At 54.8% G+C, this 22410-nt stretch carries 16 protein-coding genes; 7 read left to right on the top strand and 9 right to left on the bottom strand.

The window, feature by feature from the left end:
* Nucleotides 1–239: 239 nt before the first annotated feature.
* The 4 genes from Pla100_RS21035 to Pla100_RS21020 all read right to left on the bottom strand — a co-directional run bounded on the left by Pla100_RS21035 (nucleotide 240) and on the right by Pla100_RS21020 (nucleotide 3158).
* A complete protein-coding gene (locus Pla100_RS21035; protein ID WP_146579852.1) occupies nucleotides 240–476 on the bottom strand; it encodes a cupin domain-containing protein in 237 nt (78 codons plus the stop codon).
* A gap of 10 nt (nucleotides 477–486) precedes the next feature.
* Nucleotides 487–1092: an RNA polymerase sigma factor gene (locus Pla100_RS21030; RefSeq protein ID WP_146579850.1), complete on the bottom strand. Its 606-nt coding sequence runs from the start codon at nucleotides 1090–1092 to the stop codon at nucleotides 487–489.
* On the bottom strand, nucleotides 1092–2396 hold the full coding sequence (gdhA, locus tag Pla100_RS21025; RefSeq protein ID WP_231603303.1) for an NADP-specific glutamate dehydrogenase: 1305 nt from the start codon (nucleotides 2394–2396) through the stop codon (nucleotides 1092–1094). The genes Pla100_RS21030 and gdhA overlap by 1 nt, the downstream gene beginning before the upstream one ends.
* A gap of 252 nt (nucleotides 2397–2648) precedes the next feature.
* Nucleotides 2649–3158, bottom strand: a complete 510-nt coding sequence (locus Pla100_RS21020; protein WP_146579846.1) for a hypothetical protein — start codon at nucleotides 3156–3158, stop codon at nucleotides 2649–2651.
* Nucleotides 3159–3381: 223 nt separating this feature from the next.
* On the opposite strand from Pla100_RS21020, the gene msrP reads away from it, so the two are divergent.
* From msrP to Pla100_RS21005, 3 genes are all read left to right on the top strand, one after another.
* Nucleotides 3382–4374, top strand: a complete 993-nt coding sequence (gene msrP, locus Pla100_RS21015; protein ID WP_146579844.1) for a protein-methionine-sulfoxide reductase catalytic subunit MsrP — start codon at nucleotides 3382–3384, stop codon at nucleotides 4372–4374.
* 29 nt (nucleotides 4375–4403) lie between these two features.
* On the top strand, nucleotides 4404–6137 hold the full coding sequence (locus tag Pla100_RS21010; RefSeq protein ID WP_197168118.1) for an FAD-binding oxidoreductase: 1734 nt from the start codon (nucleotides 4404–4406) through the stop codon (nucleotides 6135–6137).
* A gap of 281 nt (nucleotides 6138–6418) precedes the next feature.
* Complete coding sequence (locus Pla100_RS21005; RefSeq protein WP_146579840.1) at nucleotides 6419–7402, top strand: dockerin type I domain-containing protein; 984 nt, start codon at nucleotides 6419–6421, stop codon at nucleotides 7400–7402.
* Between the two features lie 126 nt (nucleotides 7403–7528).
* Here the strand turns inward: Pla100_RS21005 and Pla100_RS21000 are convergent, their stop codons facing one another.
* The 3 genes from Pla100_RS21000 to Pla100_RS20990 all read right to left on the bottom strand — a co-directional run bounded on the left by Pla100_RS21000 (nucleotide 7529) and on the right by Pla100_RS20990 (nucleotide 12653).
* Complete coding sequence (locus tag Pla100_RS21000; protein ID WP_390620635.1) at nucleotides 7529–8911, bottom strand: DUF1552 domain-containing protein; 1383 nt, start codon at nucleotides 8909–8911, stop codon at nucleotides 7529–7531.
* A gap of 185 nt (nucleotides 8912–9096) precedes the next feature.
* Nucleotides 9097–11019: a DUF1588 domain-containing protein gene (locus Pla100_RS20995; protein WP_231603302.1), complete on the bottom strand. Its 1923-nt coding sequence runs from the start codon at nucleotides 11017–11019 to the stop codon at nucleotides 9097–9099.
* Between the two features lie 584 nt (nucleotides 11020–11603).
* Nucleotides 11604–12653, bottom strand: coding sequence for a hypothetical protein (locus tag Pla100_RS20990; RefSeq protein WP_146579834.1), 1050 nt, complete (start codon nucleotides 12651–12653; stop codon nucleotides 11604–11606).
* Nucleotides 12654–12781: 128 nt separating this feature from the next.
* On the opposite strand from Pla100_RS20990, the gene Pla100_RS20985 reads away from it, so the two are divergent.
* Nucleotides 12782–13270: a hypothetical protein gene (locus Pla100_RS20985; RefSeq protein ID WP_146579831.1), complete on the top strand. Its 489-nt coding sequence runs from the start codon at nucleotides 12782–12784 to the stop codon at nucleotides 13268–13270.
* Nucleotides 13271–13500: 230 nt separating this feature from the next.
* On the opposite strand, the gene Pla100_RS20980 is transcribed toward Pla100_RS20985, so the two are convergent.
* The gene (locus Pla100_RS20980) at nucleotides 13501–13794 is read right to left on the bottom strand and encodes a hypothetical protein (protein ID WP_146579829.1); all 294 of its coding nucleotides are present in this window, start codon (nucleotides 13792–13794) and stop codon (nucleotides 13501–13503) included.
* 378 nt (nucleotides 13795–14172) lie between these two features.
* Between Pla100_RS20980 and carB the strand changes: the two genes are divergently transcribed.
* From carB to Pla100_RS20965, 3 genes are all read left to right on the top strand, one after another.
* The gene (gene carB, locus Pla100_RS20975; RefSeq protein ID WP_146579827.1) at nucleotides 14173–17427 is read left to right on the top strand and encodes a carbamoyl-phosphate synthase large subunit; all 3255 of its coding nucleotides are present in this window, start codon (nucleotides 14173–14175) and stop codon (nucleotides 17425–17427) included.
* 503 nt (nucleotides 17428–17930) lie between these two features.
* Nucleotides 17931–19442, top strand: a complete 1512-nt coding sequence (locus Pla100_RS20970) for a BamA/OMP85 family outer membrane protein (protein ID WP_146579826.1) — start codon at nucleotides 17931–17933, stop codon at nucleotides 19440–19442.
* On the top strand, nucleotides 19439–21007 hold the full coding sequence (locus Pla100_RS20965) for a BamA/OMP85 family outer membrane protein (protein WP_146579824.1): 1569 nt from the start codon (nucleotides 19439–19441) through the stop codon (nucleotides 21005–21007). The genes Pla100_RS20970 and Pla100_RS20965 overlap by 4 nt, the downstream gene beginning before the upstream one ends.
* Before the next feature lie 2 nt (nucleotides 21008–21009).
* Here the strand turns inward: Pla100_RS20965 and Pla100_RS20960 are convergent, their stop codons facing one another.
* Nucleotides 21010–22149, bottom strand: coding sequence for a hypothetical protein (locus Pla100_RS20960; RefSeq protein WP_231603301.1), 1140 nt, complete (start codon nucleotides 22147–22149; stop codon nucleotides 21010–21012).
* Nucleotides 22150–22410: the final 261 nt, after the last annotated feature.

Genomic DNA, 22410 nt, shown 5'->3' with positions numbered 1-22410 from the left:
TCCAGTCAGTGTTGCCGCGATCATGTCGATCTGGGAACCTGAAAGCCGACTGTTCAGGAAGATAAGAAAATGCAAAAGACGTTCAATTCGGCCGCTATCGCTGTTGTCCTGACGGTTTCTGCTGCAGCCTAAGGGCTTTCGACACGCGGTCGCGTGACGATTCAGTCGGCTCTCACCGACGCGATGGTTATCACGATGTCGGATTCGATGGCAAGCGGATTGCACGGTGATGCTGTGATCTACTCAGAGATTGCTCTCAAGGCTGTCAACAGCGCGGCGTACTCGTCGCGACAGCACTTGCACAGTTCCAGGTGCGTGCGAACGATCTCCAGCGATTGTGGGACGGTTTGGCCATCCAGTTCGGCTTGAGCGAATTGGTCCATGAGTTCATAGCAACCGTCGCAGCCAATGCTTTCGGCCTTCGCGGTTACTATCAGATCGATCAGGTTGGCGAGTTGCACTGAGTTGAGTTTCATTTTGGTTACTTTATGCGAGACTGGCGTTGATGTCTTCAGCCGAAATGCCAGCTCGCTCAAAACCATCTTTTAGTTTAAGGCGAGCATCGTGTATCAATTTGTAAACAGCGTTACGATTGGTACCGACTCGTTCGGCAATTCCGTCCGTAGAAAAACCAGACAGAAACGCACGCATTGCAAGACGCTGCTTGTCAGTCAGCACGTCTTCGATAAGTTGATGCAACGTTGTCAATAGTTCCTGGCGATCTGCATCGGAACCGACACCCGTATACGATTCGAACGCAATCTCTATCCGATAGCCGTCATCCTTGTTGAACGCTTCCATCGAGACATCTCGGTGGTATTTACGTCGCAGAGAACTGATTCCGACACGGGTAGCGACCGCCATCGCCCACGTAATGAATTTGCTTCGGCCCTCGAATTGATCAAGCGACTGCAGGATCTTGAGCAATGCGTCCTGAACAACATCTTCAGCCGAGAACGGCTGGCCGTATCGGTTCGTGAGTGATCGGCTGAGTCCGCGTAACAGCAGTTCGCGAAGCTGTGATATCGCATCGTCGCGAACCCGGTCATCCGAACTGCGAAGGCGGTACAACCAATCTTGATCTTCAGTCATCAAACTGCTCCGTAAGCCAGCATTGCGTCTGCTACCTTGATGAATCCACCGATGTTTGCACCTGCGACGTAGTCGACGTGGCCGTTCTCGCGGGCTCCGTAACGGACGCATTTCGCATGAATTTCAGACATGATTGTTTGCAACTTGGAATCGACTTCCTCTCGAGTCCACGAAAGACGCAATGCGTTTTGCGATTGCTCCAAACCGGAAACGGCAACACCGCCGGCGTTTGCTGCCTTGGCTGGTCCAAACAGAATTTGCTGTGATGCGAACAATCGTGATGCTTCCAAGTCCGTCGGCATATTCGCACCTTCGCAGACGATCCTCACACCATTAGCAAGCATCATTTTCGCGTCGTTTGCATCGATTTCATTTTGCGTCGCACAAGGCAAGGCGATGTCAACAGGAACCTGCCAGGGCCGACCGGAAAGAAGCTGTGCTGATGGGTAACGCTGGACATACTCTTCGATCCGACCGCGACGCACCTCTTTCAAATCTTTTAAATACTCAAGCTTTTCGTCGTTAATCCCCGCAGCGTCATAGATGGTTCCCGACGAGTCGGAGGCGGTTACCACGATACCGCCAAGTTCGGTAGCTTTTTCGATCGCATACAAGGCAACGTTTCCGCTTCCCGATACCGCGATCCGTTTTCCACGAACGCTGTCCCCAACTCGGTTCAGCATGTTCTCGCAAAAATAAACGCAACCGTACCCCGTTGCTTCGGTGCGGATCAGACTGCCGCCAAACGACAACCCTTTTCCGGTCAACGTTCCAACAAATCGATTCGACAGCCGCTTGTACTGACCAAACAGATAGCTGATTTCACGGCCGCCTACGCCGATGTCTCCAGCGGGAACGTCCGTGTCTTCGCCGATATGTCGATGCAGTTCGATCATCAAAGATTGGCAGAACCGCATCACCTCTCGATCGCTCTTACCCTTGGGGTTGAAGTTCGCCCCGCCCTTTGCCCCGCCCATCGGCAACCCGGTCAAGCTATTCTTGAAAGTCTGCTCAAATCCTAAGAATTTCAGAGTGCCGAGTGTAACGTCGGGGTGGAATCGCAAACCGCCCTTGTATGGCCCAATCGAATTATTGAATTGAACTCGCCAAGCTCGGTTTGCTCGGATATTTCCTTCGTCATCTTCCCATGTCACCCGAAAAATAACGACGCGATCGGGTTCCGTCATTCGCTCCAAAATCTGAGCGTCTCGATACTTTGGATTCTCATTAGTAAACGGAATGATCGTTTCCGCCACTTCACGAACCGCTTGGTGAAAGACATCTTCTCCTGGATTGCGACGCATCAAACCTTGCATAAAACATTCAAGGTCTCGGCAATGGCGATTGTCGATTGAGGGCTCACTTGTTTCCATATGGCGATTCCAAATCCGATTTAGATGTCTTCACGGCCTGCTCGATGGTCAGTGACCTGAGTTTCGAGCTGACCGCGAACAATGAACGGGGGCTGACTATTTTCTCATCGCGGGTGCGGCCAACGCGGGTTGAACCATCGTACGCATCATCGCGTCTTGTATCATGCTGGCCTTCATCGCGGGCTATGATGCGAACATGGGAGCTGCTTTTACAGGAGCACCGGAGAACATCGCCGATGCGGGCTCGCGCGAGATCATGGTTTGAAGCAACGCTTGGGAATGAGCCGGATCGCTGAATGCTTTTCGGATTGCAGTCTTGATCTCGACGTCGGTCACCATCGTTGCGCCAGACGCCGTAGTCATGGTCGCATGTTCAGCAATCGCGGTCAAGGCCTCCGATTTTGCGATGATTGCGGTCGTCGGCATTTCGTAGGCCATCACCGTCGGCAAATCGGCGAAAGCCATCATTGACTCGCCCGCCTTTATACCATCGCAGGCGACGCCATTTCCTAAGCCTTTTCCATCGGCATGGGGTCGTTCGCCATCGGATACATCATGTGGTCCTCGTGCATCATCGGGGTAGCCGACTACACGCTTGGTTGACATGGCCTGAGGTTGAGCGGAACAGGTCGAGCGGGGACTTGCGGCAATCGTGATCGCGTCAATCGTGAGACCGTGGCGGACAACGGTCATCACAACTCCATTTACAAGTACGCCAAAAGGCTGAGTTGCGCTCGGTCTTTTGGTAGATGGCGATCATTCTTTATTCGCCTTACCGTATGCGTTTCGTGAAATTCTTAGACGGGAAGTAAGTTTCCGGTCAATGGCGGCGTCTATCTTCTGGTACATGACAAGTCTGGCGGAAAATCCCACGATAAGTATTTGATTTCCATCGCTTTCCCTAGGAGCCATTCACTTGAGCGAGAACCATTTCGGTAGCGACCTTCGCGGCGAAGTCACGCCCTATCCGCTCTACGCGAACCGTCGACGATTTCTCCGAGGGGTCGGAGCTGTGGGAACGCTAGCAGCTTCTGCGGGGCTGTACCGGTGGTTCAATCCGGTTCGCAAGATGGAACTCGAGACGGCGGCAATCTCCGATTTGACGTCAGTGGATCTGACTCAGGACCAACGGCGAGAGCTTGGATTCTATGTCGACGAGCCGATGACGAGCGAGTCAAGCATTATTTCCTACAACAACTTCTACGAGTTTACGACTGATAAAAACGCGGTCGCCGATACGGCCAAAAATTTTGATACGACCGGCTGGCAAATCCGCGTGGAGGGCATGGTTCACAAACCAACCACGTTCACGATCCCTGAACTCAAAACGTTGGGGCCGATCGAAGAGCGGATCTATCGAATGCGTTGTGTCGAAGCATGGTCGATGGTGATTCCCTGGGCAGGACTACAATTATCACACGTGATCGATGCGGTCGAACCAATGAGCGAAGCCAAGTATGTCGCATTCGAGACGCTCTACGATCCGGAACGGATGCCAGGGCAAAAGACAACCGTTCTTCAGTGGCCTTACGTCGAAGGTTTGCGTTTGGATGAGGCGATGCATCCGCTGACCTTACTAGCCGTCGGGCTCTATGGCAAAGAATTGCCCGCACAGGACGGCGCCCCCGTCAGATTGGTCACGCCTTGGAAGTACGGATTCAAGGGAATCAAATCGATCGTGAAGATCTCGCTGCTCTCCGACGAGCCACCAACAAGCTGGAATCGATACGCACCATCGGAATATGGATTCTTGGCAAATGTTAATCCGAATGTCCCACACCCTCGTTGGAGCCAAGCAACCGAGCAAAGAATTGGGGAGACCGGTCGTCGACAAACCTTGATGTTCAACGGCTATGAGGACCAAGTCGCGTCGCTGTACGAAGGTCTCGATCTGTCTGTTAACATTTAATGCCTATCCGGAAGATGGATTCTTACACGATGAATATTTCATACTATCGCAATCTTGTGATTCTGGCTGGAATTGGTCCGCTTCTGATGCTTGGTTGGGATACTTGGCAAGGGCAACTCGGTGCAAACGGTGTAAACAATGCATTGCACATCACGGGTATTCTTTCGCTCGTCTTCTTGTTCATTTCATTGATCGTTACACCCCTACGAACGCTGACGGGATGGAACAGTCTTATCGCCTATCGGCGTGCCCTCGGGCTGTACGGCTTTGCCTACGCTGCTCTTCATTTTGGTATCTATGTCGTATTTGATCGAATGGGAAGTGTCAGTAGTACCGTCGAGGAAATTTTCTCTCGACGATTTTTGCTAGTTGGTTTCATTGCGGTGATGTTAATGTTGCCGCTTGCTTTAACGAGCACGAACGCGATGATACGGAAGCTAGGGCCGATGAGATGGAAACTCTTGCATCGACTTGCGTATGTCGCAGCAGTTTTGGGTGTTGTCCACTATTACATGTTGGTAAAGAGTGACGTTCGTCAACCCCTCGCTTTCGCCGCGGTGTTGACGCCGATTCTTGGTTTTCGCAGTGTCAAACACTACCTTGACCTTCGTCGTGGGGCGGCTAAGGCAAAAATAAACGCGGTCGCGGCACCAACCGTTGCCCGCAAGTTTTGGAATGGTGATTTAGTCGTCGCAAATATTCGTCGCGAGACAAACGACGTTAAAACATTCCGCTTCGTTATGCCGGGCGGCGGTGAGATCCCGTTTGTTCACCAACCTGGACAGTACATGAATCTGACGCTCAACATTGACGGGACGATAGTCAAACGCTCGTACACGATTGCTTCGTCGCCGACCCAGCGTGGCCACGTCGAACTGACCATTAAGCGGAATCCTGAAGGCACTGCGTCGCGATTTATGCACGACGTCGTCAAAGCGGGCGACTCGATTCGCGTTGGTGCTCCAGCGGGCAAGTTCTTCTTCAATGACCTGAAGGCCGAAGCGGTGGTGTTGATCTCCGGTGGTGTCGGTATCACGCCATTGATGTCCATCTTGCGAAACCTGACCGACCAAGCGTGGGGCGGGACGATCTACTTCATCAACGCGGTGCGATCTGCGGAGGACATGATCTTTGCCAACGAGTTGGAGTTTTTGGCGAATCGATTCGAAAACCTGCAGGTTCTCAATTTTTTCAGTCAATCGCTTCCTAAAACACGCAACGATGTCCCCGCCAGCCGATGGCAAGACAAGTCGGGCTACATCAACGCTGAGGACCTGGGTCAATTCATTTCCGATTTAGAAGACTTGCCAATTTTTCTTTGCGGCCCCGACGCGATGATGCAAGCCGTTCGCAAAACGATTGTGTCGCTAGGTATCCCTAACGAGAATGTTTCGACTGAAGAGTTCGTTTCGCCAAAAGCAACAGCGGTGATTAATGCCAATGATCAGGTGAGCGATGGTTCGATTGGCAACCTGGTGTCCGGATTGGCCGACGGCCAAACAGCGACCATCACATTCTCAACTTCGGCGCGCATGGTTGAAATTGATTCGTCAACAACAGTCCTTGAGGCCGCTGAACAAGTCGGCGTAACTTTGCCCTGGGAATGCCGCAGCGGTATCTGCGGTCAGTGCAAAGTGCGATGCGCGTCGGGTCGTGTGAGAATGGTCAGTCGCGACGCGATTACCAAGTCCGAGGAATCCGAAGGCTTCATCCTTGCCTGCCAGTCTCATCCTGTGGATGAGTCGATCGTGATCGAGATTTAGTGGTTCCCAAGTAAACGATTCCATCCCAGCATACGGTCAAGCCACTTTGAAGCTGCCAATTCAACTCTGGGAACCGCTATTTGGAACACCACCGCTTGATGGGAACAGGTGCTCCGATATCAAGTAACGCGTGAATTTCGCATGCATCGCCGGCCGGCGGCGGTTTTTCAGGTGTTTGCCCGACGGTGATCTAACGTTTAGACTGATGTTCAGCTAACTCATTTTCACCACATCGAATGGTTCGACTGAAGAACCTGCGTCCTCGGATGAAGGATTGACGGATGATAAAACGTTCCCATTTTCGACCTGCCTTTCAGTCGCTCGAATCTCGCCGACTTTTGGCCGCCGATGCGGCGGCGGTAGCCGAGGTCGCCGAGATCGTCGCGGCAGACGTGAATGCGGATGGTTCCGTGACGGCTCGCGATGCGTTGGAAGTCATCAACGAACTCAATGCCGCCGAAGTGGGTGGTGAACTTTCCGATCTTCCGGTTCCTCCGCGAGTCGCGGCGATCTTGGATCGACTCGACGTCGATGGGAACGGGCGTTTGACGTCCGTTGATGCGCTTCGGATCATCAATCGAATCAATTCGGATCGAGTGGATTTGGTTGATTCGGTGCTTCGCACGCTGCCAACCGTCGGTGAAGACGTCGCGAACGAAGTGTCGGGCTCGTTGCGAGATTCCGTGCGAACATTCGTATCCGAGCTGAACACGTTGCGTCGCGACGTGAACTTGCCACGGCAAGCTGTTGCGGACGTGATCGGTGAAATCGCCGAGATTACTCGAGATCGTGAATTGTCGACAACCGAACGAACCTCGGCGGTTCTCGAGCGGGTTGAAAGCATCGTGGATTTGGTGGGACTTGATTCGACGAACGTTGAGAACGTGCGTCGCCGCGTCCGAGACGTACTTGATTCGCTGCCTGACTCCTTAACCGATCGGTTGAACGAGATCTCGCCTGAGATCCTTCAAACCGCCGATCGGATCGTCGACTCACTTGAAGGTGGTTTGTCGTTCTCAACCATCGGCGGACTGTTGGACAACTTGCGAGGCTTGCAAACCAACCTGCGTTTCCCGTCCATGTCTAGCGTCTTCGCCTTCGTCGATCTCTATCGCGAAACCACGGCCGATCGTTCGTTTAGCGACACCGAACTGCTGCAATTACGACAGAGCGCCGCGACCGTTCTTGAAAGTGCCGGTATCGGTGGTGACTTACAAAACCGGCTACTCGACGGTTTTGAACGCGTGATCCGATTGCGGTTCTAAGAACCTAATCGAAAAGGGGTCTGACCCTCTCCGGCGAGGCCATAAACGCCAGCGAAATTCGACACGCCTCCAAAGGGTCAGACCCCTATTCGGACAGGTACAAAAGCATTCACTTGCCGAACCCTTTTACAAATTCGCGATTTCCGCGTTGCTATCACCGAAGCTTTCTAGGTCGATGCCGTGCCGACGCAGCATCGACAAGTACAGATTGCAAATCGGAACCTGTCCTTGTGCGGCAAGGTGTTGGCCGCCGCGAATCGTTCCTCCACCATGACCGGCGAGCACGATCGGTAGGTTATCGGGATCGTGCCGATTGCCGTCGGAGAAACTCGAACCGAACATGATCATGCTGTTGTCTAACAACGTCCCTTCCCCTTCGGGGATCGCTTTCATTTTGTCGAGCATTTTGACGAACTGCTCGACGTGCCAGTAATTGATCCGCTGATATTGCTGAATTTTTTCTTCCTTGTTCTCGTGATGAGAGAGTTCGTGGTGTCCACCACGAACGCCTTCGAGAAACGAAAAACCGCGTCCGGAAACATCGTTGGCGAACATGAACGTCGCCACGCGCGTCGAATCCGTTTGAAAAGCCAATACCATCAGATCGAGCATCACATCGATGTGTTCGCGGAAATCGCCAGGAGTTCCCGACTCGGGTGCGGGTATGCTTGCGTCGTTCGTCGACTGTTCCCAAGAACGTGAGGGATGTTTCGCGGCGTATTCGATCCGTTGCTCGACGGCACGAACCGCGTCGAGATACTCGTCCATTTTGAACTGATCGTCGCGACCAAGTTTCCCACGAATCTGCCTCGCATCCTCGAGGACATAATCAAGCAGGTTTTGATACGACTGAGTGTCCTTTCCTTTGGACTGAAGCCCTTTGCCGAACAGTCTTTCGTAAACGACACGCGGGTTAATGTCCTTGGCGACAGGCCGTGTGGGGGTTTGCCACGAAATATGCGATCCGTATAAACGCGTGTAGCCCACATTGCTATCGATTCCGCTGATAACGGGTTCGGTTCCGAGCTCGAGGGACGGAAGCGGCGTCTGTTTCCCGCGATGTGAAGCGATCAGTTGATCGACCGAAATGCCCCCACTACTGATGTCCTTTCCGGTGGTCTTGGCGACCGGCATGCCGGTTAAAAAGTTGGCAGTTTTGGCATAGTGCCCGTCGCCGCCGTGTGAATGCATTTTGTCTAATCCAGACAAAATGGTGACATCATCTCGAAGATGTTCGAGCGGCTTGAGCGTGGGCGAAAGTTCATACTCGGTTCCCGTTGATGTGGGCACCCAATCCTTCTCCCAGACGCCGTTGGGGAAATACAGGAACGCGGTACGCAGCGGCGGCTTGCCAGTCGCCTCATCGCCCGTGGGTCCTTGGTCTTGACTCGACGTGGTCGAATCAGCGCGAGCCAACGATGGAAGAAACGGCATACCCAACAACACGCCGCTTCCACGCAGAAATCGTCGGCGGTCGAACTGCGATCTGGTAATACGTTTGGGCATGATAGAATGCACTTTATTTTAGGGTAGCGAAACTTGCTACTAAGCAGCGGATAATGGTTTTCAGGTTGGTTCTAGTGGTCTGTCACAGCTAAAAGTTAGGGTAGTGGATCTTGTTAAAGATCCTGTAGCGGTCGGATCTTTAACAAGATCCACTACAGCGAACCCTAATGTTTAGCTGTGACAGACCACTAGTTGGTTTTTGTTGCGGCTTTAAAGTATCGGTGCTGAAACGGATAGCTTGTCACAATCGTCTCGATGAGGACCGAAGCTCGCTGATCGTTGGCATCGAGCGCCTTCAAGGCGTCGTTGATGACACAGTCGTCGAATTCATTGAGTTCGCGACCCAACGCGAATCCGAGCATCTTCTTGACGAAATGACGTTTAAACTCTCCTGAACGATTCAACAAGACCCGCTTGAGTTCTTCGGGTCCGTTGAACGTTTCGCCCGAAGGCAATTTTCCCGTCGAATCAATCGGAGTTTCGCCGTCCTGATCTCGCCAGCGTCCGATCGCGTCGAAATTTTCCAATCCGAACCCGAGCGGGTCCATGCGGTTGTGACAAGCGGCGCAGTCGGGATTTTTTCGGTGAAGTTCCAATCGTTCTCGCAACGTGCTGGCGTGGTCGGCCTCGGATTCGTCCAAGGGGGGAACATTCGGCGGCGGCGGAGGAACACGTCCGCCCAGAATTTCTTCGAGCACCCAACGCCCTCTCAGCACGGGGCTGGTCCTGCGCGGATAAGATGCCGCCGACAAGACGGCTCCGAGTGTGATCACGCCACCGCGTCGACGATTGGGGACGGGGACTTCTTGCCAATCCGCATCCGCAGCCAGTTCGATTCCGTAATGGGATGCCAAAGTGCCGTTGATCTGCACATGGTCGCTGTCGATCAGTTCCAACAATGAACGCCCATCGCGAAACACGGACCAAACCGATCGCACGGCTTCCTCGCGAAGGTCTTCCGCCAAACGTTCACTATAGTGGGGATAGAGATCATTGTCCGGCGACGTAGCGTGCAAGAAATGTGTCAGGCCGAGCCACTGCAAACCAAAGTTTTCACCAAGAGCCCTCGCCTTCGGATCGGAAACCATTCGTTGAGCCTGAGCGATGACTTGTTCTTTTGAGTCGAGTCGATTCTCATCGGCCGCGCGGAGCAATTCCTCGTCCGGAAGCGACGACCAGATGAACAAGGCCATCCGGGTCGCAAGTTGATGCGGAGTGAGTCGCTGCACACCGCCATCGGGTGTTTCGGTTTCAACGACGAACAAAAAGTGAGGCGACACGAGAAGCGCCATCATCGCGTTACCAACGGCTTCACCGAAAGAGGCCTGTTCCTTGCGGGCCAAGTCGAAGAGCGTCATCAATCGGTCAACCTCGTCATCCGAAACCGGACGACGCCAAGCCCGACGGGCAAACGTCTTGACGACATCCGCCGCTATCCCTCGATGCTCCGGTTCATTCTCGGTCGTTTTGGATTTGGCGATCGCATTGTGCAACAACTGCGTGGCCAACCCTTGATCCGAATGGGGCTCACTCGATGTCGAGTCAAAGTCGATCGAAGATGTCCGCTTTGCTTGAGCAATCGATTGACCGATAACCGAGTCCGCGACGGCGAGGTATTGTTCGACATGGACCGCCGAGGTGAACAACGAATCTCCGGACGTATCAAAACCTTCCCCGCCTGCTCCATCGGAAGGAATCTCCAGCGACGGATCGATCCGAACCGCGACCAGATCGCTCACGCAGTTGAGATACTCCGTTCGCGTCAGGCGTCGACTCATGACGTAGCCGCGGTACCAAGACTTCGTTTCATCAGTCGCCAACGTCGCACAAAGGTCACGACCGGGGCGAGAATCAAGCCAACGGTGGAAGGCAGCCTTTTGCGGGTCGCTCAGTCCTGGACTTCCCTCGGGCGGCATTTCATTGAGTCGGATTCGTTTACCAACTTCATCCCAAACCGCCGACTCACGATGCAGGGAGTCGGTGTCCTGGAATCGATCTAAATCGAATCCGTGAGCGTCTTCGCCACGATGGCACTCGGCACAAAACTGATTCAGGATCGGAACGATGGCGGATTGGTAATCGCGCTGCCATTGCTGCGAACCGTCCGGCAAGTCTCCCGCATTTAAGCTTGAACACACAATCGCAAAGCATAAACTCGCAATCGGTAACCAACGCAGTAACCTAAACAAAAACATCAACGATCAGTCGCGGTAGACGGGAGGCGGGACGGCAAGGCGGGAGGCCCATTGTACTCAAGGGAGCTATCGCGAGTCCATGGTCGCAAAAACACGGACGGTGAATGAGTGCCGACGCTCCCGCTTTCGTCCATCGCCACATACACAAGGTGTTCGTCCAGTTTTTCAAGAGATTCCTCGCGATTCCCCAATAGATAGAGAATCAGCGAGTCCTCGTGGTTAAGCAACACAATTGAAAACATCGCTTCGTCTGCCCCCGGCTTACCAGTCTGTTGATTTAGTGGATTCGGCAATTCTTGTGAGCCGATGGCGCTAGCCACGGGCCTCGGAGGGCGTGTTCACTGTCAGGCCCGCAGCTAGCGGGCTGTTGATTTAGTACTCATCGAAACCCGAAGCGTGAGCGAGGGATACATACAAAGGATATAATGGCGATGAATCCCTCGCTCACGCTTCGGGTTACGATTAAATTAACACGCCCCTAGCGCCGTCGGCCCACTCAATCAACGATCCTTTACACTTTGACAACGAACATACGAATTAGCGTGAACCACCGAATGCACTTGAATCCAGTATCCGGCCTGCAGGTATCGCCTGAAGAACCAAACATGTCCCGTCATCATGCCAACGCTCAGTAAAACGTGTAGCCAAATCGGCGTGAACATGATCGAAGTCGCTGCCATGCCGCTGTTGGTCCACCAATGCGAGAAAATTCGGTCGCTGCTAATCGACAGGCCTCCCGCGATCAAGATCGCAAGCAATGCCACCATCAATCCCACACGCATTGATCGTAGAACTGACAAATAGACGGCACCGATTAGCACGACGACCAGACGCAGCCAATGCACCGAAGTGATCGCAAGCATCCAAGGAACCGGGGGGATCAAGTCCGCCACTTCGCTGTCTTGCCAAGAAGTGATGGTGAACCGAAGTGCCGCAAACAAAAACGCGGCAATCCCTGTGACCCAGAACATTCCCTTGATAGACCATTGTGTGCGAACGTCCACGATCGATTGCGTGCCTGATCGAATGAAATCGATGCCGAAGAGTGGTCGGATGAACTGCAATCCGACGATGACCAACCCCACCGACACCGCGTCCCAAACGACCTGGGAAAAACTGGAGCCAATGAAAACTTGGTTCGGTTCGGCGATCAGAAAAACGAAACCCAAATACAGGCACTTGGGCCCCAATGTCAGCGCGAGAACGCCCGCCAAATCGCGAACCGGCGGACGTTGAGGATGCATGCCGTGCCACCAAATCGCGATTTGCCAAACGGTCACGGCCGAGGCCGCCTGAGTAAGGTAGATCGGTGCGAGCCACCACGTCCCGCCCACCATGAAATATGCCTGGATCATCGACGCCAAGATCCCGCCTCCATGCAAAGCGACCAACACGCCCATCCACAACGCATAGGTCCGCCAAAACATCTTTCGGGTCGGCGGCAACCGTCGCCAATATTCGGCCGCGCCGGTCCACGGCAGATCGGGAGAATGAACCATCGGGTCGTCCGGCGGGTCGGGACAGCAGCCGGGCGAGCCCACGTCGGTCATCTCGTTTTCCAAACAAAAAGTGATCGGATTGCTTCGGCAAAAAATCTAAATTCATTTGTCCGGTCGGGAGCCGTCGTCTGCATTGACTAGGCAGACACCACTCACCCCTCACCAATCGAGAGACCAAAATGAAGATTCAAATCGCCATGTTAACCGGAATGTTGGCCCTTACGACCACCGCGTCGGCATTCGCCTGTGGCGGTAGCGGCGGCTACTCCAGTGGCGGCTACCAAACCGGCGGCTACTCAAGTGGCAGCTACCAAGTGTCCGGCTACGGTTACGCTCAACCCGCCTACCAACCGAGCTACCACGTCGCACCGGCCGCTTCATGGCACGCACCGGCACCGACTCCCAATCATAACACATGGCCCTCCGTGACGACTCCCGCTCCGGCCGTCCCGTCGGTGCCACATGCGGCACCCTCGGCATCCCAAGACCAGGTGGCTCCACCGGCTCCGACGACCGTCCGACGTCCCGTCGTGGTGCCTTCGGTGGACACGACCGCACAATCAACGACTTCGAATAACTCGAACGGTTCGACGCGATCGCTGTCTTCCGAGGAATTGGTCGCCCTGCTTAAGTTGCTTGCTCCGCAAGAACTTCGAGACCTTCAGTAGGTCCGCCGATCGAAAAGTCGGATCGAGGACGTGGCGAAACTCGCCAAGAGTTTCGGTGATTGGGGAATGAGTCCAAAAATGAAGCGGTCACCGCCCACGCGATGTTGGTCGAAATGGTCTTAAGCATCGCGTGAACAATAAGTGATGGATTCTCAACGTGGCGTCGACTTTCAGTCGACGTTTCAGGGTTTGGCGACTGAAAGTCGCCACCACTTAATGTTCACGCGATGCTAACGCCAATGATTGCCGACCGCGATGGTTTGGACTTCACTGGCGATTGCCGAAAGTTGTTGACTGTCGATTTCGATTCGCTGTATTTCAAAACCGGCCGCTTCGATTTGGCCACGTGCCTCGAGCATGGCGATTTCAAGTGAATCGGATTGTCGCTGGAACTGAACGGCGACCACGCCGCTCTGCGAACTGACCGACGTGTCGGTGCATCCGGCGTCATAGAGAGCGTGAGCCAACCCTTCGCTTGCTTGCGAAAGTCCCGCCAGGACGACTCGAAATCCAAATCTTCGCATAATGCTGTTTTCTACTCCTCGATCGGCGTCATTGCTGAATCAATGAACGTTGGGCGATCGCCTCCTGCGGATGATCTGCGTCGCGAAATCAAACTCGTTTCGATTTCATCTCGACTTATTTTTTCTGGTCGACGCAAATTCCCAAGTCCGCTTCAAATCTACCCACCCGGCAGGGTGAAGTCGAGAACTTTTCGCGAAGAAAATATGAGTGTCTGGCGGCGTGCAATTCTCCGCCCTCAGAAAATGCCAATGGCGGGTAACTCTTTTTTTCTGCGAAAGCCGACCGATGGGTCGCTTGCCTGTCCTCTACGGGCGGAAGCAAATCGGTTATCCTTTGCAAAATTTTAACCTGACCCCATACGTTTCTGGAAAAATCTCGTGCCTCGTCGCGACGACATCAAGAAGATATTGTTGATCGGCAGCGGGCCGATCGTGATCGGCCAAGCCTGTGAATTCGATTATTCGGGCACTCAAGCCTGCAAGGCCCTCCGCGAAGAGGGCTACGAGGTGGTGCTGGTCAACAGTAACCCGGCCACCATCATGACCGACCCCGCGACGGCGGATGCCACGTACATCGAGCCGCTGACTTGGGAAATGGTCGAAAAGGTCATCGCCAAGGAACGCCCCGACGCGTTGCTACCCACTCTCGGCGGTCAAACCGGCTTGAATGTAGCGATGGACTTGGACAAGCACGGCGTCTTGGAAAAGTATGGCGTCGAAATGATCGCCGCAAACGCGAAGGTAATCGCTAAAGCGGAAGAACGTGATCAATTTAAGGAGGCGATGGAAAAGATCGGCTTGGACGTTTGTCGAGGTTTTACGGTCTCCAACTTGACCGAAGCCCGCGCCGCACTCGCCGAAGTCGGGTTGCCCGCGGTCGTGCGGCCTTCCTTCACGATGGGCGGCAGCGGCAGCGCGATTGCTTACAATAAAGACGACTTCGATGCCCTCGTGCAAAACGGCTTGGATCAATCGCCGGTCACCGAGGTCTTGATCGAGGAATCCATCATCGGATGGAAAGAGTACGAAATGGAAGTCATGCGAGATTGCGACGACAACGTCGTGATCATCTGCAGCATCGAGAATTTCGACGCGATGGGCGTCCATACCGGCGACTCGATCACCGTCGCCCCTGCTCAAACGTTGACCGACAAAGAATACCAGCGGATGCGTGACGCTTCGTTGGCCGTCATTCGCGAGATCGGCGTGGAAACCGGTGGCAGCAACATTCAATTCGCGATCGAACCGGACACCGGCCGAATGATCGTGATCGAAATGAACCCGCGGGTGAGCCGGTCGAGTGCGCTAGCTAGCAAAGCGACAGGATTCCCGATCGCCAAAATCGCCGCCAAACTCGCCGTCGGTTATCGCTTGTGGGAGTTGCCCAACGACATCACTCAAAAAACCAAAGCGTGTTTCGAACCGACGATCGATTACGTCGTGACCAAGATGCCGCGGTTCGCGTTCGAGAAATTCCCGGAAGCCGACGCGACCTTGACGACGCAAATGAAGAGCGTCGGCGAAACGATGGCGATCGGGCGGACGTTCCAAGAATCGTTCCAAAAAGCCATGCGTGGACTCGAAGTCGGCGCGTTCGGTTTCGGCAGCGACCCGAAAGACAAATGGGGCACCGAAGACCAACCCGACCGCGACGAGATCCGTGCCAAGCTGAGCACGCCGGGTAGCGAGCGGGTGTTCTACATTCGCTACGCGATGAAATCGGGTATGTCGGTCGCCGAAATTCACGACCTGACGCACATCGACGAGTGGTTCCTCGAACACTTGCTACATCTGGTCGAGATCGAAAACGAAATCCGCGATCTCGGCAGCCTCGAAGCGATCGATTTGGAAAAGATGCTCGACATCAAACGTCGTGGTTTCTCCGATCGCCAAATCGCGACGATGACTTCGACCACCGAACTGAAGGTACGGGCGTATCGCAAATCGCTCGGCGTGGCGCCGGTGTTCAAAAGCGTGGACACCTGTGCGGCCGAATTCGAAGCCGTCACGCCGTATTTCTACAGCACCTACGAAACCGAATCGGAAGTCCCGCCGAAGACCGACAAAAAACGCATCATGATCCTCGGCGGCGGTCCCAACCGAATCGGCCAAGGTATCGAGTTCGATTACTGTTGCTGTCACGCTTCGTTCGCGTTGCAAGAACTCGGCATCGAAAGCGTCATGGTCAACAGCAACCCGGAAACGGTGTCGACGGATTACGACACATCGGACATGTTGTTCTTTGAACCGCTTACGATCGAAGACGTTCTGAACATCTGTGACGAGATCCAGCCGGACGGCCTGATCGTGCAATTCGGTGGCCAAACACCTTTGAACTTGGCCCGCGGCTTGGAACAGGCCGGCGTGCCGATCATCGGAACGAGCGTCGATACGATCGATACCGCCGAAGACCGCGAGCTGTTCCAAAGTTTGATCAACGAACTCGGCTTGCGGCAACCGCCTGCGGGGATTGCTCGCAACATGGAAGAAGCCCGCGCCGAAGCCAAGCGGATCGGCTATCCGGCGTTGGTCCGACCGAGTTTCGTGTTGGGCGGTCGTGCGATGGAGATCTGTTACGATCGGTCGCAGTTCGAACGATATGTGGCTGAGGCGTTCATCGTCGCCGACGGTCAACCGGTTCTGATCGATCGCTTCCTCGAAGACGCCACCGAAGTCGACGTCGACGCGATTTCAGACGGTAACGATTGCGTGATCATGGGCATTATGGAGCACATCGAAGAAGCCGGAGTTCACTCGGGCGATTCGGCTTGTTGCATTCCTTCGTTCAGTTTGCCTCAACCGGTGCTCAGCGAGATCCGTGACGCGACGCGGAAACTCGCCGCCCGTTTGAACGTCATCGGTCTGATGAACATTCAGTTTGCCGTCAAGGTCGAACCCGATGGTCCGCAAGTTTACATCCTCGAAGTCAATCCAAGGGCCAGTCGCACGGTTCCGTTCGTCGCGAAGGCCACCGGCGTACCCGTTGCGGCGTTAGCAACCAAGGTCATGGCCGGCAAAACGCTCAAAGAACTTCAAATCACGAGCGAGCCGATCCCACGCCACGTTTCGATCAAAGAAAGCGTCTTCCCGTTCCGTAAGTTCGCGGGCGTCGACATCGTTTTGGGACCGGAAATGCGAAGCACCGGTGAAGTGATGGGGATCAGCGAGATCTTCTCGATCGCGTTCGCCAAGAGCCAACTCGCCGCCGGGACGGTCTTGCCCCAATCGGGGAAGATCTTCTTGTCACTTTCGGCCCGACACAAAGACGACGTCGTGCCACTGGGACGATCCCTGTGTGACCTCGGTTTCGAATTGCTCGCCACCGAGGGAACGGCGCAGCGTCTTTCCGATGAAGGAATCCGTGTGACTCGGGTGAAGAAGATCGCCGAAGGCCATCCGAACCTGATCGACTACCTCAAGAACGACGACGTGCAGTTGATCCTCAACACGCCATCGGGCAAGGGCGCCCGGACCGACGAAGGCAAAATCCGAGCCGCCGGCGTGCAACACGGCGTGCCGTGCATCACGACGCTGGCCGCCGCCGAAGCGGCCGTACGGGCAATGCAAGCCGTCCGGGACACCCCGATGGACGTCGAGTCGTTGCAACACCGCTACGCCGCCAGCGCTGAATAAGGACTGGATCGCAGACAAAAAACGCGACCGCCACAAGCGGGCTGGTGATTGAATCGTAACCCGACGCGTAAGCGAGGGATAATTAATATTGACTCATCCCTCGCTTACGCGTCGGGTTACGATAAACCAATGCCACAGGCAAAAGCGCAACTTCAAAACTCACGCCTCGGGTTACGATGCGAACTAAGTCAACAGCCCGCAAACGCCAAAACGGCTCATTCGATCAGCAGTCGCCGCAGCAGGCACAGGCCATTGTGGTTTTCGGGCCAAGCGGTCCATCGATGGCCTCACCCAATCCGAAGGGCTGAGCGTTGGCTTGCTCTTCTTAACTTTCGCTTTCGCGACCCTCGTTGGCAAATTCGACTTGTGGTGTGGGTTCCCGCATTGGTAGGTACGGCAGTCGGGAGATCTCAATGAGTTACCACTGAACACCTTTGTGTTCGAAGGAAACGATTGCAGGTGTCCTGAATTGTGTCCAATTCCACCGCAGGATCTGTTCGGCGATGCCTCTTTTTGCTGCTTTCCCGCTGCCTCGTTCGCTCGCCACGCTCATAATCGTGGCAGTATCGATGATCGCAACGGCTGTGACCCCGCCCGCTCATGCTCAAATGGGTGGAATGGGCGGCGGAGGCATGGGCGGCGGCGGTGCCCAAGCTCCCTCGGGGCCGGACAAACCCAAGTTTCGCGACCACATTCACACCCACGCCGGAATGACATTTCGCCGAGAACGGGGCGATTCGATCGTCGGTTCGGTTCAAATCGTCGGGAACCATGTGGTTTCAACCGCCGATATTTACACCGAGTTGCAAACCCGCAAAGGGCGTTTCTATGATTCCGAAACGGTACTCGCTGACGTCCGGCGTCTCAACGATATGGGCTCGTTCGACCAAGTGACGTTCGAAGTCAAACCAATGAATGTCAGCGGACCGTCAACCTACGAAGACGGCGACGAACCCTCCACGGACGCGACTCCGACCGTCCAAATTACGTTCTATGTTCATGAACGCCCCGTCGTTGCGAAGGTTATTTTTCACGGCAACTACGGGCTCAACGATCGTGAGATCGCCGGCCGTTCCGGAGTTTCCGTCGGCGACCCGCTGAGTGAGTTTTCAGTCGAGTCAGGCCGGCGTCGCTTGATCGACTACTACCAGGAAGAAGGGTTCAATCAAGTTGCCATCGCGGCCACGATCGTGGGACGCTCGGACGACCAAGTCCAAGTCGACACATCGATGGCTCCTCCGGGGACGGTCATCTATCGCATCAACGAAGGCCCCTTGGAACGTATCGCGGATATTCAAATCGAAGGAAGTTCGATCGTCAGCGAAGCCCGTCTGAAAAAAATCATCACGTCCCGCGGTCCGATGGCGGGAATCCTTAGCTACATCGGCAACAAAGCCGACATGAAAAAGATCGACCAAGATGTCGACAATTTGTCCGCTTACTACCACTCCCTCGGATTCTTGACGGCCAATGTTGGACGAAGAATTCAATACGACGAGTCGGGTAAGTGGATGACCGTCGTCTTCGTCGTCAACGAAGGCCCAAGATTTCGGATCGGCGATATGCAGATTGTCGGAAACGAGTACATCACCGAGGAATCCCTACGCGCTCGACTCGAACTCAAGCCCGGTGACATGTTCGACGGAACCATCATGCGACGCGACGTCGGGGAACTTGTTTATGGGTATGGAGAACTCGGTTTCATCTACGCCGAAGTGAATCCGAAGACGATCATGCGGGACGAAAACGGCGTCGCCGACATCGTCTATGAGATCACCGAAGGCGATCGCTGGAAGATCGGCCGGATCATGGTCAACATCGACGGGGAGCCACACCTGATGCGAGAAACCACGATGCTGAACTTAGTCGACATGCGCGAGGGCGATTGGATCGACCGACGAACACTGGAGATGAGTCGCCGCCGGATCGAACGAAGCCAACTGCTCGAGACCAACCCGATGATCGCTGAAACTCCGGACATTAAGGTTGTGCCAAAAGAGGACATGCTGCGATGATCCGAATCAATTACCGTTTCGCCTCGAATGTCGTCGACGTGCGAAGTGACCAGCCGAACGAGACTGATACCTCAATGACCGACATCTCATCGAGCCATGGAATTGCCCCGCAGATGAAGCGAGTCTTTTCTCGTCATCCCAACTCGCGATGTCTTGCGATTGCATCGGCATGGGTACTCGTCGTATCGCTTGCATGGCATCCGAACGTCCATGCCCAGTACGGCACAACACCACCATCGGCGTACTCGGTACCACAACCGGGCGGATACAACGGCGGCGTTTCCACTCCACCGAGTTTTCAAGCTCAACCTCAATACAACGCGACACCGCAGTACAACGCGACACCGCAATACAACGTTGTCCCGCAAACCGGCGCACCTGATTTTGGTGGTGCCACCGGAGGCATTGCTGGTGATCCATTCCCAACGACGGTCTATCCACCCGTGGCGCCTTATCCGCCAATCGTCACCGGGCCGGCAGTTCGCGAAGCGGACTTGATCATCCAGGGGTACCCGGCGCGAACGGGCCGCATCATGTTCGGTGGTGCCGTCAATAGCGATGCGGGGGTTACCGGCCAAGTCACGATCGACGAGCGCAATTTTGATATCACCCGATGGCCGACATCGTTTCAAGACCTGTTCAGTGGCACCGCATTCCGTGGTGCCGGGCAAACGTTTCGAATCGAAGCCGTCCCTGGTAGTCAATTCCAACGATACACGGCTCAGTTCGCTGATCCGAATTTGTTCGGCTATCTTCCGATCAGCATGTCGCTGTCGGGGTTCCTGTATGATCGGCGTTTCGATGACTGGGACGAGAACCGAATGGGCGGTCGCCTGAGTTTCGGCTACCGCATTACCCCTGACCTTTCCGTATCGGCCGGGTTGAGTGGACAGAACGTTGAAATTACCAATCCGGCTTCCAATGCGGTCGCGGCGCTAAACGAAGTCGTCGCCAACGGTGACAACGCATTGTACAGCGGTTTGTTCTCGTTGATCCACGACACTCGAAATAGCCCGTTGCAACCGAGCGAGGGGCATTACATCAAAGCGAGCTATGAGCAAGCGTTCGGTGATTTTGAATACGGACGGTTCGAAGGCGAATACCGAAAGTACTGGTTGACTCGCCAGCGAGCCGACGGCAGCGGGAAGCAAACCATTTCGTTCGGCACTCAGCTAGGAATTAGCGGTGACGACACGCCGATCTTTGAAAACTTCTTCGCCGGGGGTTACGCCACGATCCGCGGTTTCGATTTCCGAGGGGCCAGCCCCGTGCAAAACGGCATCGAGGTCGGCGGTCGTTTTCAATGGCTCAATTCGCTCGAATACATGTTCCCTTTAACCGCAGATGACGCATTTCGAGGTGTCGCGTTTGTCGACTTTGGTACGGTCGAACAAGACATCGAGATCGATGCCGACAACTTTCGGGTCGCCCCTGGATTCGGTTTCCGAATTGCGATCCCGATGCTAGGTCCGGCTCCGTTAGCGTTTGATTTTGCGTTCCCCGTCAACCAAGCCGACACCGATGACGAGCGAATGTTCAGTTTTTACATGAGCACGACGCGTTAACGTTAGTTGGTTATCAAGCTGGACTCGATCAGTGACGCCATTTCGCGTCCGGCGTAGCAAGCGTTTTGGTAGTACTGTTTTTCGCTGTGGTGGTTTCCCACCGTGTTGGCGCAATCGCGCGATCGAATCGGAAGCTGTGTGCCATCGTGTCGCGGCGCGATCGGTCGTGGGCCGGTGTAGCCCAACGCCTGCGAGTGGGGATCTTGGCTAACCATTCGGAAGTACTTCAACGCAAAGTCGCGATGGTTATACAACAAAACCATTCGGTTCATGTTTTGAGACGCATAGCGATGATGTCCGCACGAACTCAGCCAAGTGCTATCGACGGCCGGGGCTAACATGCCGACATCGAACTCGGCCCCGCGAATCGGTGGTTGGTCCAACGTGCGCCGACCGACGACGCCTCCGGCCAACGCATGCAAACCACCCGAAACGATGCGTCCGCCGAAACTAAAGCCGATCAGTCCGGTCGGCTGGGCGTTGGCGTGATGATGGGTTAACAACCAAGCCAGATACAATCCCTGTGCGTCGGTTCGCTCAGCTTTCTTGCGGACGTCCGAAAGCAGGATCGACTCGGCTTCGCTCGGCCAACTCCAGATCACCCAATCAAACGGCTGGTCGGTCGGCCGGTTGCGAGCGATCTCGCGATAGACCCAGATGCCCTGGGCGATCGCCGCTGAGGCGTCTCGGCGGTTGCCGTGAATATAGATGATCCTTGGTCTCGTCGTGTCCATGGTCGCCAAGTACTCATTTAAGTCGCTGGGCGTTTGACGGCCGCAATGGTCTAAACGACTGATCCGGAAGTTCGGATCGCGCAGGTTGATTCGGCACGCATTGCTTGAGATCGATCGCGTGCTGATGAGCCACAGACGATCGGATTTCAACTCTGCGGTGAGCGACGACGGCACGGCCGAAATCGCCCCATCGTTGGAGCATCGCGATGCGGTAGGCGCAGGGCACGCGACCGACGTTGCGGTAAGAAACTCCGGTGGGGCAGGTAAGAAAGTATTGATCGTCAGTTCGGCATCGGTTTCGGGAACGTTTGGTTCCGCCCGCAGCGATTGGTTGGCTCCCTGAAACACGACCAACATCGAGATCATGGCAACCCACGAAGTCGCTATCTCGCGGAAGCGGCGATGCATAGAAAATTCAATCGGGAAATGCTTCATGGCAGCGATCTGACTCGGGATCGAATCGGAAGGGCGATCGAACAAGGTCGTAAAAGGTGGGGCACTGTTGATGACACTTTCCTATCGGCCAAAAAACGGCGTCGAGGTATGCCGTGGCGTCGGAACATCAAAATGTTGCCCAAAAAAAACGTTGTTGCGTTTGCACAACACGAATTACGTCCTACTTTTAGTTGGTGGCCGATGGAGGCGACCGTTTACGTTCGCTTTTCCCGT

The organism is Neorhodopirellula pilleata (genome assembly GCF_007859915.1).
Lineage (GTDB): Bacteria > Planctomycetota > Planctomycetia > Pirellulales > Pirellulaceae > Rhodopirellula > Rhodopirellula pilleata.
Note: the sequence above shows the minus strand (reverse complement) of the source record. Positions and strands in the feature narration are given on the sequence as shown.

What these genes read in the sequence shown, in the direction of transcription:
- Pla100_RS21035 (WP_146579852.1), bottom strand. Translation starts at nt 476, where the DNA reads ATGAAACTCAACTCAGTGCAACTCGCCAACCTGATCGATCTGATAGTA.
- Pla100_RS21030 (WP_146579850.1), bottom strand. Translation starts at nt 1,092, where the DNA reads ATGACTGAAGATCAAGATTGGTTGTACCGCCTTCGCAGTTCGGATGAC.
- gdhA (WP_231603303.1), bottom strand. Translation starts at nt 2,396, where the DNA reads ATGCGTCGCAATCCAGGAGAAGATGTCTTTCACCAAGCGGTTCGTGAA.
- Pla100_RS21020 (WP_146579846.1), bottom strand. Translation starts at nt 3,158, where the DNA reads ATGACCGTTGTCCGCCACGGTCTCACGATTGACGCGATCACGATTGCC.
- Pla100_RS21010 (WP_197168118.1), top strand. Translation starts at nt 4,404, where the DNA reads ATGAATATTTCATACTATCGCAATCTTGTGATTCTGGCTGGAATTGGT.
- Pla100_RS21005 (WP_146579840.1), top strand. Translation starts at nt 6,419, where the DNA reads ATGATAAAACGTTCCCATTTTCGACCTGCCTTTCAGTCGCTCGAATCT.
- Pla100_RS20990 (WP_146579834.1), bottom strand. Translation starts at nt 12,653, where the DNA reads ATGACCGACGTGGGCTCGCCCGGCTGCTGTCCCGACCCGCCGGACGAC.
- Pla100_RS20985 (WP_146579831.1), top strand. Translation starts at nt 12,782, where the DNA reads ATGAAGATTCAAATCGCCATGTTAACCGGAATGTTGGCCCTTACGACC.
- Pla100_RS20980 (WP_146579829.1), bottom strand. Translation starts at nt 13,794, where the DNA reads ATGCGAAGATTTGGATTTCGAGTCGTCCTGGCGGGACTTTCGCAAGCA.
- Pla100_RS20970 (WP_146579826.1), top strand. Translation starts at nt 17,931, where the DNA reads ATGCCTCTTTTTGCTGCTTTCCCGCTGCCTCGTTCGCTCGCCACGCTC.
- Pla100_RS20965 (WP_146579824.1), top strand. Translation starts at nt 19,439, where the DNA reads ATGATCCGAATCAATTACCGTTTCGCCTCGAATGTCGTCGACGTGCGA.
- Pla100_RS20960 (WP_231603301.1), bottom strand. Translation starts at nt 22,149, where the DNA reads ATGCATCGCCGCTTCCGCGAGATAGCGACTTCGTGGGTTGCCATGATC.